13 protein-coding genes are annotated in these 13,949 nt (G+C 69.7%); 8 read left to right on the top strand and 5 right to left on the bottom strand.

Annotated features, from left to right (window positions below; translation table 11 throughout):
• Nucleotides 1-4 precede the first annotated feature (4 nt).
• Together J2754_RS14410 and J2754_RS14405 are read left to right on the top strand one after the other, a co-directional pair.
• Complete coding sequence (locus J2754_RS14410) at nucleotides 5-940, top strand: DUF368 domain-containing protein (RefSeq protein WP_211087859.1); 936 nt, start codon at nucleotides 5-7, stop codon at nucleotides 938-940.
• Nucleotides 941-982: 42 nt separating this feature from the next.
• Nucleotides 983-1,378, top strand: coding sequence for a DUF8048 family protein (locus tag J2754_RS14405; RefSeq protein ID WP_211087858.1), 396 nt, complete (start codon nucleotides 983-985; stop codon nucleotides 1,376-1,378).
• Between the two features lie 25 nt (nucleotides 1,379-1,403).
• On the opposite strand, the gene J2754_RS14400 is transcribed toward J2754_RS14405, so the two are convergent.
• The 5 genes from J2754_RS14400 to J2754_RS14380 form a co-directional block, all read right to left on the bottom strand.
• Entirely contained in the window at nucleotides 1,404-1,589 is a 186-nt protein-coding gene (locus J2754_RS14400) for a hypothetical protein (protein WP_188879603.1), read from the bottom strand.
• A gap of 110 nt (nucleotides 1,590-1,699) precedes the next feature.
• Nucleotides 1,700-2,872, bottom strand: a complete 1,173-nt coding sequence (locus tag J2754_RS14395) for a Cdc6/Cdc18 family protein (RefSeq protein WP_211087857.1) — start codon at nucleotides 2,870-2,872, stop codon at nucleotides 1,700-1,702.
• A gap of 59 nt (nucleotides 2,873-2,931) precedes the next feature.
• The gene (locus J2754_RS14390) at nucleotides 2,932-4,008 is read right to left on the bottom strand and encodes a DUF7973 family transport facilitator (protein WP_211087856.1); all 1,077 of its coding nucleotides are present in this window, start codon (nucleotides 4,006-4,008) and stop codon (nucleotides 2,932-2,934) included.
• A gap of 4 nt (nucleotides 4,009-4,012) precedes the next feature.
• Nucleotides 4,013-5,545, bottom strand: a complete 1,533-nt coding sequence (glpK, locus tag J2754_RS14385; protein WP_211087855.1) for a glycerol kinase GlpK — start codon at nucleotides 5,543-5,545, stop codon at nucleotides 4,013-4,015.
• A gap of 162 nt (nucleotides 5,546-5,707) precedes the next feature.
• Entirely contained in the window at nucleotides 5,708-6,166 is a 459-nt protein-coding gene (locus tag J2754_RS14380; protein ID WP_188879608.1) for a DUF7992 family protein, read from the bottom strand.
• A gap of 122 nt (nucleotides 6,167-6,288) precedes the next feature.
• Between J2754_RS14380 and glpA the strand changes: the two genes are divergently transcribed.
• The 6 genes from glpA to J2754_RS14350 all read left to right on the top strand — a co-directional run bounded on the left by glpA (nucleotide 6,289) and on the right by J2754_RS14350 (nucleotide 13,858).
• Complete coding sequence (glpA, locus tag J2754_RS14375; protein WP_211087854.1) at nucleotides 6,289-8,028, top strand: anaerobic glycerol-3-phosphate dehydrogenase subunit GlpA; 1,740 nt, start codon at nucleotides 6,289-6,291, stop codon at nucleotides 8,026-8,028.
• A complete protein-coding gene (gene glpB, locus J2754_RS14370) occupies nucleotides 8,018-9,268 on the top strand; it encodes a glycerol-3-phosphate dehydrogenase subunit GlpB (RefSeq protein ID WP_211087853.1) in 1,251 nt (416 codons plus the stop codon). The genes glpA and glpB overlap by 11 nt, the downstream gene beginning before the upstream one ends.
• Complete coding sequence (locus J2754_RS14365; RefSeq protein WP_211087852.1) at nucleotides 9,265-10,602, top strand: anaerobic glycerol-3-phosphate dehydrogenase subunit C; 1,338 nt, start codon at nucleotides 9,265-9,267, stop codon at nucleotides 10,600-10,602. Before glpB ends, J2754_RS14365 begins: the two co-directional genes overlap by 4 nt.
• A 46-nt stretch (nucleotides 10,603-10,648) precedes the next feature.
• Nucleotides 10,649-11,689 carry a ferredoxin--NADP reductase gene (locus J2754_RS14360; protein WP_211087851.1) on the top strand — a complete coding sequence of 347 codons (1,041 nt, stop codon included), beginning with the start codon at nucleotides 10,649-10,651 and terminating at the stop codon, nucleotides 11,687-11,689.
• A 295-nt stretch (nucleotides 11,690-11,984) separates the two neighbouring features.
• A complete protein-coding gene (locus tag J2754_RS14355) occupies nucleotides 11,985-13,265 on the top strand; it encodes a TraB/GumN family protein (protein WP_211087850.1) in 1,281 nt (426 codons plus the stop codon).
• Nucleotides 13,262-13,858 (top strand): zinc metalloprotease, encoded by a 597-nt coding sequence (locus J2754_RS14350; protein WP_188879619.1) that lies wholly within the window; start codon nucleotides 13,262-13,264, stop codon nucleotides 13,856-13,858. Before J2754_RS14355 ends, J2754_RS14350 begins: the two co-directional genes overlap by 4 nt.
• Nucleotides 13,859-13,949 lie beyond the last annotated feature (91 nt).

Here is a 13,949-nt window from a genome sequence, read left to right as displayed (position 1 = left end):
CGACATGAGTGCGCGCGCGTGGCTCGGCGTCTACCTCCGCGGTGCCGCGATGGGCGCCGCGGACGCCGTCCCCGGCGTCTCCGGGGGCACGATCGCGCTCATCACCGGGATCTACACCCGGCTGATCGACGCGATCGCCGGCCTCGACCCGCGCGCGTGTCTCGCGCTGCTCGGCCCCGCCGTTCGCACGCCGATCGACGCCGACGCCCGCGCGACCGTCCGCGACGAACTCGTCGCGATGGACGTGCCGTTCCTCTGCGTCCTCGGCGTCGGCGTCGTCTCGGCCGTCGTCACGGTGGCGAACGTCGTCCAGTACTTCCTCACCACCGATCCGGTGGCGACGTACGCCTTCTTCTTCGGGCTCGTCCTCGCCTCGGTGCTCGTGCTCGCGGGCGACGTCAGCCTCGGGACGCCGCGTCACGTAGCCGCCGCCGTCGGTGGGTTCGCGCTCGCGTTCGTCGCGAGCGGGAGCGCGGGCGCCCACCTCCCCGCGAACCCCGTCACGACGTTTCTCGTCGGCGCGCTCGCCATCTGCGCGATGGTCCTGCCGGGGATCTCGGGCTCGTTGATCCTCCTGACGCTCGGCCAGTACGATCGGATGACCGGCGCGGTCCACGGCGCGACGGCCGCGGCGTTCGCCGGCGATGTCGGGGCGTTCGGTGAGCACGTGACGACGCTCGTCGTCTTCGCGGTGGGCGCCTTCGTCGGACTGCTCTCCTCCGCGCGCGTCGTCGCGTGGGCGTTCGAACACTACCGCACGGCGACGCTCACGTTCCTCGTCGCGCTGATGGCCGGGGCGCTGCGAGCGCCGCTCCGCCTCGCGTTCGGGGACGTTCCGGCGCTCGACGTCGCCGTCGTCGGACGCTTCGTCCTCCTCGCGCTCGTCGGCGCGGTCGTCCTCGTCGCCCTCGAACGCGCGAGCGGGACCGTCGGCTACTGACCGGGGCGCATCCCTGAAGGCGTCGCGGGACCGACGACCGGTATGGACGACGATCACGATCACCCGGTGTCGACGAGCGAGATCGACGAGGTACTCGCGGAGCGCGATGTCCCCGCCGACCGGCTCGACGCGGCGCTCGCCGCACTCCAGAAGCTCGCTAGCGACTCGCCCGGCGTCGAGAGCGTCGAGGACCTCGTCTACGAGTGGCGAAACGCGTTCCGCGACGACCCGCTCGTCGAGCGGACGGCCGAGGCCTACTACCTCGCGGTGGACGAGCGCGTCTGGCGAGACTTCGCGTCGCGTCTCGACTGGGACGCGGCCGTCCGCGAGGCCGTGCGAGCCGCCCACGAGCGCACGTTCGCCGCGGCGCTCAGCGGTGACGAGGAGAGCGACGTCGGCGACGGTGACGACGGCGGTGCGCTCGTTCTCCGGCGCTGAAAGAAAGGAGTCGTCGCGAGCGGTGCTACTCGGCGCTGTGGTGGTGGACCCAGTTCTGGATGGGGATGAGGTCGTCTCCCCCGCACCCGCCGCAGGTCTCGGGCGGATCGAAGCTTCGTTTGCCGGTCGCGGTCCGTCGCGGTACCCCGGCGTGAATGAGTTGACAGTCGCTACAGACGTATCGCGCCACGTTCTCCGGTGAGTGTGACATGGGCAGACGTACACGATCGTGGAGTAAAAACGCTTCCCCCGAAAGTCCGGAATTTCGGCGTTTAGAAGCGTCTATACGGCGGTATCCGCCGCCGAAGACGGCCGGCCGAATCACTGCCGGAGGTCGTATAGCTTCTGAAAGACGGTGGGGGGAAAGCGGAGTTCGACGCGACTCGGCGAACGGCCCTTCCCGCCGCCGTCGGTCATACGGACGCGTTCGAGGACGCCGGTCTCCGCGAGCTCGTAGAGGTACCGCTCGATCGTGCCGGTCGAGAGGTCGACGGCGTCGGCGTCGGCGATCCCCTCCGCGGTCTCCGTGACCGAGCTTCCCTCGTCGCGGTCCAAGTCGACGAGCGCCCGGAGGACGCGCTGTTTGTTCGTCGAGAGCGCCAGTACCTCGCCGAGCGAGACTCCGGGACGCGGGACGGAGCGACAGGCCGCGTCGATATCGGCCTCGCTGAGGCGGGCCTCGTCGGTCTCGGCGGCGTGTTCTGCCGCCGCGAAGAGCGCCGCGAGCGCGTCGTGGGCGTTCCCGTCAGCCCAGTCGGCGATCCGACGGGCGAGCGCGTGATCGAGCGCGCCCTGCGCGAGTCCCGCGGACGCGCGCGTCATCAGCACGTCGATGAGCACGCGGCGTCGATAGGCGTCGATCCGGATGGCGTCGACGGCGGCCGTGACGAGCGGGCACTCCGTGGGAGCGGGGCGGCCGACCGCCAGCCAGCGCGCGCCGTCCGGGAGCGCGTCGAGGCGCTCGCGGATCGCGTTCGCGTCCACGCGCGGCGAGCCGACGTGATCGACGGCGACGACGGCGCCGCCGGGCGAGCGCGTGAGGGCGTCGTGGAGGCGAGCGCGGATCTCCTCGGTGCCGATGCCGTGCTCCGGGATCGTCTCGTCGACGACGGCGTCGAGCACGTGCCGGTAGAACGCGAACTCGCTCGCCGTCTCGCGGAGGTCGACGTAGACGAACCGCGGCGTCGTCGAGGCGCTCGCGCGCGTGCTCGTGTGGATGGTGGAGTGGCTCTGTACGGAGAGGTCGTCGAGACGCGCGAACAACGCCGTCACGACGGCGGTCTTTCCGGCGCCGAAGGGCCCGTGAACGTACGCGTTCTGGGGGAGGCGACCGTCGAACACCGGGTCGAGGTGATCGAGAAGGCGCTCGACGACCGGTCCGCGTCCGGCGGGGTCCTCGACGTGTGCGACCGGCGAGAGCGCGCCGTACTCGCGGATCAGCCGCTGCGAGTCGGCCCGGTGTCGCCGTCGTCGTATTCGCGCGTCGATGTCCATGGTGAGTGTGGTCGTCTCTCTCGTACTGCGTGCGTGTTCAAAAGCCGACGGATCCGGCCTCAGAGGCCGAGATAGCCGGCGTTCGGGAGCAGGCCGAGCAGGTAGAGGACGCCGACGACGAACATGATCGATGCGATGGCCATCGCGGGCGGGTCGACGTGGGTCTCGGAGTGCGAGTAGAAGATCCGCTGGGCCCCTTCCCCGACGACGCCCGAAAGCGCGCCGAAGACGCCGGCGGCGAGCAGCGGCACGAGTTCGCCGCCGACCATCGGGGTGGCGATCATCGCGCCGACGACGCCGATCAGCGTGAGGTGGTGCGTGACCGGGATCTTGGCGACGCCGAGGTTGAGGAACAGCAGGCTGGCCGCCGAGATACCGTAGCCGAGGAAGACGCTCCCCGTCTCCAGCCAGATGTAGCCGCCGAGGATCCCGCCGACGACGCCGATTACCGTGACGTTCAGCCACTTGTACTGGTGGCCGAGCCACGGTTCGACGGCCAGTCGACCGGCGTTCCCCTCGGGGACGTCGTCGGGCTGTTCACGGGGTTCGTTGCGCTCGAACGGTCCCATGTCGAGGAGTCCGTCGCCCGCGGGCGAGCCGATCAGCGGGTAGCGGAACACGACGCGCGCGATCATGGCGGTCAGGAAGACCGACAGCGCGATGTTGTCGGTCGGGAACCCGAGACCGCCCGCGATCTGCGTGATGAGCATGCCGAGCGCGCCGAAGAGCGCGCCGACGGCGAGGATGTCCGGCTTGGTGCCGAACGCGGAGGAGATGTCCTTGCCGAGGTGGTAGTCCCACCCGTTCGGGTTCATCTCGGGATACTTCTTGCCGACGTACGCGGAGGCGGCGACGCCGCCCGCGAAGGCGACGTGCGGGCCGACGACCATCCCGAAGCCGAGCGTGCCGGTGATCCCCGCGGCGAGACTCCCGTTGATCGCGCCGAGGCCGTTCAGCTGGCCCTGTAGGATGCCGACGCCCTCACCGAGGAGGACGACGAAGCCGGTGAAGACGAAGGACGGGAGCGCGCCGAGCGCCGCGCCGAACGCGCCGCCCGCCAGGGCGGTGACCAGCAGGACGAGGAACGGCTCGACGCCCATGTCGAGGACCGGGATCGTCTGGAGTGGTGCGTACATGTCGTTATTCCTCCTGTGCCCAATCGAGCGAGCGTTCGACCGCGTCGTCCCAGCGGCCGTACATCCGATCGGCGTCCTCCGAATCCATCTCGGCTTCGAACTCGCGGTCGATCTGCCAGTTCGAGCGGAGCTCCTCGATGGTGTCCCAGTAGCCGACGGCGAGTCCGGCGGCGTACGCCGAGCCGAGCGCCGTGGTCTCGTCGACGACCGGGCGCGCGATCTCCGTCCCCAGGATGTCCGCCTGGAGCTGACAGAGGAAGTTGTTCTTCACCGCGCCGCCGTCGACGCGCAGCGAGGTGGTCTCCACGCCGGAGTCCGCCTCCATGGCCTCCGCGATGTCGCGGGTCTGGTAGGCGATGGATTCGAGCGTCGCGCGGACGATGTGCTCCTTCTTCGTCCCGCGGGTCATCCCGACGATGGTGCCGCGCGCGCGGCCGTCCCAGTGAGGCGCGCCGAGGCCCGTGAACGCCGGGACCATGTAGACGCCGTCGGTGGAGTCGACGGAGCGCGCGAGCTCCGCGGTCTGGGCGGCGTTGTCGATCAGGTCGACGTCCTCGAGCCACTCGATCGCCGCGCCCGTGACGAAGATCGACCCTTCGAGGGCGTACTGGACCGGCTCGCCGGACATCTGGAAGCCGACGGTGGTGAGCAGACCGTGCTCGGACTCGACGACCTCGTTTCCGGTGTTCATGAGGTAGAACGAGCCGGTTCCGTAGGTGTTCTTCGCGTCGCCGGCGTCGAAGCAGGTCTGCCCGAAGAGCGCGGCCTGCTGGTCACCGAGCGCGCCCGCGACCGGCACCTCGGCGCCGAGGAATCCCTCGGCGTCGGTGTGGCCGTAGTAGTCCTCGTCCGAGGAGGGTCGGACCTCTGGGAGCATCTCGCGGGGGACGTTGAACTCCGAGAGGAGCTCGTCGTCCCACTCCATCTCGTGGATGTCGAAGAGCATCGTCCGCGAGGCGTTCGTGACGTCCGTGACGTGCTCGCCGGTGAGGTTGTAGATGAGCCAGCTGTCGATGGTGCCCATCAGCAGTTCGCCGTCGCGCGCTCGATCGCGGAGGTCCTGCGAGCGCGAGGACTGGAGCTTCAGCGGCTCGGCGTTGTCGAGGAGCCACTCGGTCTTCGTCGCCGAGAAGTACGCGTCGACTTCGAGACCGGTCTTCGCGCGGATGTCCTCGGCGCGCCCCGCGTCCTCCAGTTCCTCGACGCGGTCGGTGGTCCGGCGGTCCTGCCAGACGAGCGCGTTGTGGATCGGTCGGCCGCTCTCGGCGTCCCAGACGACCGTCGTCTCGCGCTGGTTCGTGATGCCGATCCCCGCCAACTGATCGGCGTCGAGACCCGCATCGTCGAGCGCACGCGTCACGACGGCCTGCGTGTTCTCCCAAATCTCGACGGGGTTGTGCTCGACCCATCCGGGCTCCGGATAGATCTGCTCGTGCTTCTCGTAGGCGTTCGCCACGACTTCGCCGCCGTGGTCGAAGACGATGAAGCGCGTTCCCGTCGTCCCCTGGTCGATCGAACCGACGTATGTGTCGTCCATAGATACCCTCTGGCGACGAATTCTTTACCGATGTCGCCGCCCTATGGATAGATAAATACTAACAATAATAAAGGTTTCTCCGACACCCTGAGTCGGGGGTGAGTCGGGGGAACGTTCGCACGCGCGTCGGGAGCGGGCGACGACGGCGTCTCCCGTCCCGTCTCAGAAGTCGGGGAGGTCGTCGGGCGCCTCGTAGTCGGCGTCCCAGTCGACGTAGTCCGCCTTCATGCGGTCGGAGACGATCCGGCCGAGCTCGGTGAGCTCGGCGTTGATCGCGGAGACGGTGCTCCACGAGTCGAGGGCGGGGTGGAGGTCGCGCTCCTTCCAGTCCTCCGGCAGGCCGGGCGCGTGGTAGCCCACGCGGTCGGCGAAGTCGTCCCAGAAGAAGTCGAAGCGCTCGATCAGCCCGAGGTCGACGACGATCCGCCATTCGGATTCGTCGAGGTCGCTCTGCCGGGCCCACTCGGCGAAGGCCTCGTCCCACGCGCCCTCGCGGAGGAACGCCTCCAGATCGGATCGGTGCGTGTCGTTCGCGCCCGAGACGTCCACGTCGTCGTACGCGTTCGGGTCGGTGTCCGTCTCCAGCTCCGGCGGATCGGGGGTCTCGACGTCGAGGCTCATGCCCCGTGAAGGGTGTCCCTGCCCGAAGTACGTTGCGCCGTTGGCTTCGGCGACCGTTTACGCCCACCCTACCGGGGGGAATAAACATAAGGTGCCCCGGAAGAGACATAGAGGCGAACTGTATGGGCACGAGAACCGAGGTCCTCGTCATCGGCGGGGGCTCGACTGGCTGTGGTGTCGTCCGCGACCTCGCGCGCCGGGGCGTCGACGTGACCCTCGTCGAGAAGGGCAACCTCACCAACGGAACGACCGGGCGAATGCACGGCCTGCTCCACTCGGGCGGGCGGTACGCCGTCTCCGATCAGGCGAGCGCGCGCGAGTGCATCGAGGAGAACCGCGTCCTCAGGGACATCGCGGGCCACTGCGTCGAGGAGACGGGAGGGCTCTTCGTGAAGCGTCCCGAGGACTCAGAGGAGTACTTTCAGGAGAAGTTGCAGGGGTGTCGTGACTGCGACATCCCCGCCGAGGTGCTCACGGGCGAGGAGGCGCGCGCGCGCGAACCGTATCTCGCACACGACGTCGAGAAGGCGATCGCGGTCCCCGACGCCGCCGTCGACCCCTTCCGCCTCTGCGTCGCCAACGCCGTCGACGCCGAGAACCACGGCGCGCGGATCGAGACGCACGCCGAGGTGACCGACCTCCTCGTCGAGTCGGGCGAGATCGTCGGCGCGACGGTCCGTCACGCGTCCGGGAAGGGTCCCCGCGAGCACGGGACGCCGGGCGAGGAGGAGGAGATCTACGCCGACCACGTCGTGAACGCCGCGGGCGCGTGGGCGGGCCGGATCGGCGACTTCGCGGGTCTCGACGTCGCCGTCCGCCCCTCGAAGGGCGTGATGACGGTGATGAACACCCGGCAGGTCGATACGGTCGTGAACCGCTGTCGACCGAAGGGCGACGCGGACATCATCGTCCCCCACGAGACCGCCTGCATCCTCGGCACGACGGACGAGGAGGTCGGCGACCCCGAGGACTACCCCGAGGAGGAGTGGGAGGTCGATCTGGTCATCGACACGCTGAGCGAGCTCGTCCCCATCCTCCAGGAGGCCCGGACGATCCGCTCCTTCTGGGGCGTCCGGCCGCTGTACGAGCCGCCGGGGACCGGCACCCAAGACCCCACGGATATCACGCGCGACTACTTCACGCTCGATCACGCAGAGCGCGACGACGTGCCGGGCATGACGAGCATCGTCGGCGGGAAGCTCACGACCTACCGGATGATGGCCGAGTCCATCACCGATCACGTCTGCGAGAAGCTCGGCGTCTCCGCGACCTGCGACACCGCGGACGTCCCGCTCCCGGGGAGCGAGCGCGAGGGCGACATCGAGGCCGCGATGGAGCGCTTCGGCCTGCGCTCGCCCGTCGCGCGCCGGAGCGCGGACCGACTCGGCTCGCGCACCGAGGACGTCCTCGCGTCGTGCGACCCGAACCCCGTCGTCTGTAGCTGCGAGGGCGTCACCCGCGCGGAAGTGCGGGACGCCATCGAACAGGCCGGGACGGACCTCAACGCCGTGCGCCTGCGGACGCGCGCCTCGATGGGCAACTGTCAGGGCGGCCGCTGCGCGCACCGGATGGCGGCGGAGCTCCACCCCGAACACGACGAGGAGAGCGCGCGCGCGGCGCTCGACGAGCTCCGCGGGGAGCGCTGGAAGGGCCAGCGCCACGCGCTCTGGGGCGAACAGCTCTCCCAAGCGATGTTGAACCACGCGCTCCACGGCGCGACGCTCAACGAGGACGGCGACCCCGCGCGGACGGACGCATCCGTCGAGTGGGACGCCTTCGACGACGGCGCGGGAGCGGACGCCGAGGACGCACAGGGCGGATCGACCGCGGGCGGCGACGCGGAGGGCGCGCATGGCGATTGAGGACGACGTCATCGTCGTCGGCGGCGGCGTCGCGGGGATGACTGCGGCGCTCGCGGCCGCCGACACGGGCGCGTCCGTTCGACTCGTCACGAAGAGCCAGAGCACGCTCCGGCACGCGAGCGGGCTCGTCGACGTGCTCGGCTACGCGGACGAGGAGCTGATCGCGGACCCGTTCGACGCGATCGGGGACCTCCCGGCCGACCACCCGTACGCGAAGGTCGGCGTCGAGGCGGTCCGCGACGGCCTCGCGCGCTTCGACGCGGTCACCGGCGACCTCTACCGGGGCGGGCACACCGACGCGAACGCCCTCCTGCCGACGCACGGCGGAGCGGTGAAACCGACAGCGCGCTACCCCGCAAGCGCCGCTGCGGGTCTCGCCAGCGACGAGCGCGACGCCCTGCTCGTCGGCTTCGAGACGCTGAGCGACTTCGACGCGCCGCTGGCCGCCGACCACCTGCGCGCCGCCGACGTCCCGTTCGACGTCCGAGGCGCGACGGTGTCGTTCCCCGGCGCGCCGCGCGCGGACGCGAAGATCACGCGCTACGCCCACGCCCTCGACGAGAACGACGACGACGAACGCGAGCGCCTCGCGGCACGCGTCAAGCGCGTCCACGAGGGCGAACCGAGGGTCGGCTTCCCCGCAGTGCTCGGCGAGTCGCACCACGCGGCCGTCCGGACGGCGCTCGCCGACGCCCTCGACGCGGACGTCTTCGAGGTGCCGATGGGGCCGCCGAGCCTCCCCGGGATGCGACTGGAGGCCGCCTACGAGCGCGCGCTGCGCGACGCCGGGGTCAACGTCGTCCGCCGACCCGTCGATGGCTACGAGTCGGACGGCGACGGTCGACTGACCGCGGCGCTCGTCGAGCGCAACGGCCAGCGCGTCCCCCACTACGCCGACGCGTTCGTCCTCGCCACCGGCGGCCTGGTCGGCGAGGGCATCGATTCGGATCGCGAGGGCGTCCACGAACCGGTCTTCGACTGCCACGTCCCGCACCCCGCGGATCGGTACGAGTGGTTCGTCGACGACCCGTTCGGCGACCAGCCGTACCCCCGCTTCGGCGTCGTCGTCGACGACGATCTGCGGCCACGGGACGCGACGGGCGGTATCGAATTCGAGAACCTTCGCGCCGCCGGCAGCGTCGTCGGCGGCGCCGATTTCGCCGCGGAGTGCTCCGGGACGGGCGTCAGTCTGGCGACGGGCGACGCCGCCGGAACCGCCGCGGGCAGTGATACACAATGAGTGACGCAGAATCCCCGAGCGACGAGTTCGAACCGATCGAGGTCTTCCCAGAGGACGAGACGCCCGACCTCCGGCCGGGCGCCGACGACTGCTATAAGTGTTCGACCTGCGATACCAACTGTCCGGTCGCGGAGGTCGACGACGACTTCCCCGGACCGAAGTTCCAGGGTCCCGAGCAGTGGCGTCTCAAGCGCAAGGAGGACACCTCCGTCGACGACTCCATCTCGAAGTGCTCGAACTGCATGCGCTGTGACTCCGCGTGTCCCAGTGACGTGGGGCTCTCGCAGATGCACAACACCGCGCGCGCCGAGTACGTCGAGGAGGAGCTCTCGAAGACGAGTCTCACCTACTGGCGCAACCGGATCCTCGCCAACTACCGGACCTCCGCGTTCTTCGCCAGCAAAGTCCCCCGCATCGCGAACGCCGCGATGAACTTCGGGCCGGCGCGGTGGGCGATGGACCGCGTCTTCGGCATCACGAGCGAGCGCGAGTTCCCCGCGTTCGCCACGGAGACCTTCCGCGAGTGGTGGGAGCGCGAGGGCGGCGCGGACGGCTCCCGCGAGCGGGCGCGGGCGGCGCGCGAGCGACGCGGCGAGGACGTCGACGCCGAGAAGAAGGTCGCGTACTTCCACGGCTGTTACGCGAACTACAACACTCCGGAGGTCGGGAAGGCGATGGTGCGGGTCTTCGAGCACTTCGGCTACGAACTCGTCGTTCCCGAACAGCGCTGTTCGGGGACACCGATGTTCGCCAACGGGATGCTCGACGACGCGGAGCGCCACGCCGAGGTGAACGTCTCCTCGATGGGCGACCTGATCGAGCAGGGGTACGACGCCATCGCCTCCTGTACGTCGTGTTCGATGGCGCTCCGCCAGGAGTACCCCGAGCTGTTCGACATCGAGGGAATCGACGAGCTCGCCGAGAACACGTGGGAGGCCCTCGAATATCTCCGCGTGCAGGAGGACCTCTCCGGCGAGCTCTCGGCCGCGACGGTCGAGGACGAGAACCTCGCCGAACTGGCCTACCACGCGCCGTGTCACGCGCGCAATCAGGGCCTCGACGGGCAGGCGCTCGAACTGTTCGCGGACCTCGCGGGTGTCGACGCCGCGGACGTCGGGGACTCCTGTTCGGGGATCTCGGGCACCTACGGCTGGAAGTCCGAGAAGTACGATACCTCGATGAAGATCGGCGAGGAGATGTTCGACCACATGGAGGACGTCGAGGGCGAGGTCGGCATGACGGAGTGTCCGACCTGCGCGATGCAGATGGAGCACGGCACCGGCTACGAGATCAGACACCCCTTGGAGATCGTCGAGTCCGCACTCGTCTCCTGAGAGCGCGCCCGTCGCGCTTACGGCGCTCGACCCCGAGGGTGTAGGCATGACCGAGGGCACGCACCCCCGCCTCGACGAGCAGGTCGAGGAACTCCCCCTGTTGACGGACACGGCGACCGTGACGCGAGTCGAGGCGCTCGACGAGCAGCGACACGACGAGATCCGCCGCGCCGTCCACCGTCTGTTGCGCGAGCACGGCGCGGACGTCACGCGCTACATCGGCGAGGAGAGCATCGCGTGGACGCCGCTCCTCGACGCCACCGCGGAGCTCGATCTGCCGGACGTCACGCGGAAGAAACTCCGGACGCTCCGCGAGCGCGACGAGCGGGACTTCCCGTCGCTCGTCGAAGTCGCGTTCGATCCCGAGGAGCCGTTCGACTTCGCGCCCGGCCAGTTCGTCACCATCCGCTTTCGCGGGACGCCACGGCCCTACTCGATCGCGTCGTCGCCGAACGCCGAGGAGATGTCCCTCTGCGTCAGACGCGTCCCCGGCGGGCGGCTCTCCGAGAAGCTCTGCGCGGAGCTGAAGCCGGGTGATCACCTCCCGGAGCTCCGCGGCCCGAACGGCGAGTTCACCCTCCAGGACCCAGCCCCGACGGACATGGTCTTCCTCGCCACGGGGACGGGGATCGCGCCGCTGCGCTCGATGGTGAACTACGTCTTCGAGGAGGGACGGGACACCTACGAGGGCGAACCACGCGACATCTGGGTGTTCCTCGGGGCCTCGTGGGAGGACGACCTCGCGTTCCGCGAGGAGTTCCGGGCGCTCGACGACGCCCACGAGCACTTCCACTTCGTGCCGTGTCTCACCAGAGAGCGCTACCTCACGGGCTGGACGGGCGAGACCGACTACGTCCAGCAGACGCTGCTGAAGTACGTCGCCGAGGACGTCGACGCGCCGGACCTCGATCCGGATCTCGAAGCGTACCTCGACGCGGAGCCGGAGACGGACATCGCGGCGCGGATCGATCCCACGGACCTCGAAGTGTACGCCTGCGGGGTCTCAGCGATGGTGCAGACGCTCGAGGACGTGTGCTCATGCGTCGGCGTCTCCGGGGGCGACATCCGCGGCGAAGGCTACGGGTAACACGGCGTCAGGGCGTCACGGCGCATCGCCGCGGACGAGGGAGGGAGCGACGGGTCGGCCATCGAGCGAAGTGAGCCGCTCCAGCTCACACAATAGCAGCGCGGAAACCCACGAGTTCACTCGTGGATCACTGACCGTTCGCGGTCCGCTCCGGGTCCGTCTCGATGTCGTCGGGAGAGCGCTGCGTCGTGAGGCGTAGGACATAACGGTTATGCCGGTCGGCCCCACGGAGACCGGTCCGTGCGGCGCGCGGTGACGACACACGTAAGGCCCGGTGGTGACTACGCTCCTGACAATGAGTGACAGCGCGCGCGACGGCGAGGGGTCGGTGCGACTCGTCGGGACCGCGCACGTCTCCGCGGACAGCGTCGCGGAGGTCGAACGCGTCATCGAGGAGGAGGAACCCGACGCGGTGGCGGTCGAACTCGACGAGGGACGCTACCGGCAGATGAAGGGCGGGACGCCGGACGAGATCGCGCCCGCCGACCTCCTGCAGGGGAGCGTCGCCCTGCAGTTCCTCGCGTACTGGCTGCTCTCCTACGTCCAACAGCGGATGGGCGAACGCTTCGACATCGACCCCGGTGCGGACATGCTCGCGGCGGTCGAGACGGCCGAGCGCGTCGGCTCCGAGGTCGCGCTCGTCGACCGGAACATCCAGGTGACGATCCAGCGCTTCTGGGCGAGGATGGGGTTCGTCGAAAAACTCCGCCTCGTCGGGCAACTCCTCCTCGCCGTCGTCGGCATCGGCGGCGACGAGGAGGAGCTGGAGATGGACGACCTCACCGACACGGACGTGGTCTCGGCGATGATGGCGGAGTTCCGCCAGTTCAGCCCGGAGGGCGCACGGGCGCTCATCGACGAACGCGACGCCTACCTCGCGCACAACATCCACGACCTCCGCTCGCAGGGCAAGCACGTCGTCGCGGTGGTCGGCGCCGGTCACAAGGAGGGGATCGAGCGGTACCTCGACCACCCCGAAGAGCTCCCGCCGATGAGCTCGCTGACGGGACGCGTCGAGAAGCGCTTCTCGCTGTTCAAGGCGTTCGGCAGCCTCCTCACGCTCGGCTTCCTCGCCTTCTTCGGGCTCGTGTTGATGGCGGGCGTGAGCAACGGGACGCTCCTGCGGCTCTTCGTCGCGTGGTTCCTGTTCAACGGCGTCGTCGCCGCGGGTCTCGCGCTCCTCGGCGGCGCGCACTGGACGTCCGCGGGCGTCGGCGGCGCGGTGGCGTGGCTGACGAGCGTCAACCCCCTGCTCGCACCCGGGTGGTTCGCGGGGTACGTCGAACTGCGCTACACGCCCGTCCGCATCAGCGACGTCGGCCAGCTGAACGACATCCTCAACGACGAGACGCTCCCCATCCGCGAGGTGTTCTCGCGGATGACCGAGGTGCCGCTCTTCAGGCTCATCGCCGTCGTCGCGCTCACGAACCTCGGGAGCATGGTCGCCAGCTTCCTCTTCATCCCGCTCGTCCTCCCGCTCGTCGGCGGCGACCTCGGGAGCGCGAGCGAGGTCGTCTCCGTCCTCGTGCAGGGCGCACAGAACAGCCTCGAACTCCTCCGGGGGCTGGTGGCGTGACCCGGCTCTCCTTCGGCGCGCGTGAGCTGCGCGACCTCCTCGTCGCGTGGCTCGCCCTCGGCGTCGCGTTCGCGTTCTTCTACGAGCGGATCACGATCACCACGCTCGGCCCCGTCCTCACCTCCGGGGCGTTCCTCGTCGCGCTCGCCGTCAGCCTCCTCACGGCGGGCATCGGCTTCCTCCTGCACGAGCTCGCCCACAAGGTTGTCGCGGTCCGCTACGGACAGGTCGCGGCGTTCCGCGCGGACTACGGCCTGCTCGCGCTCGCCGTCCTCGGCGGGCTGGCGGGCTTCCTCTTCGCCGCGCCGGGCGCGGTCGTCCATCGCGGTCGGCTCACCGACCGCCAATCCGGGCTGATCGCGCTCGCCGGCCCCGTGACGAACCTCGCGCTCGCCGCGCTCTTCGCGCCGTTCGCGGCCGTCGGGAGCGCGCTCGCGTGGCGCGGCGTGACGATCAACCTCCTGCTCGCGGGGTTCAACATGCTCCCCGTCGGGCCGCTCGACGGCAACACCGTCCGCTCGTGGAGCACGGCCGTCTACGTCGCGGTGGCCGTCCCGAGCATCGCCCTCGCCGCCTACGCGTTGTACGTTTGACATCCTCCCCGCGCTGAAGCGCGAGGATTCCCGACCGCCGTTGGGATATTGTGGTCTACGGCGTGACCTGTTCTCGCGGTGCGAAGCAGCC

Origin of the sequence: Halarchaeum nitratireducens, from assembly GCF_017874695.1 — an archaeon.
In the GTDB taxonomy this organism is placed as follows: Archaea; Halobacteriota; Halobacteria; order Halobacteriales; family Halobacteriaceae; genus Halarchaeum; species Halarchaeum nitratireducens.
This window is presented reverse-complemented; position numbering and strand designations above follow the sequence as displayed.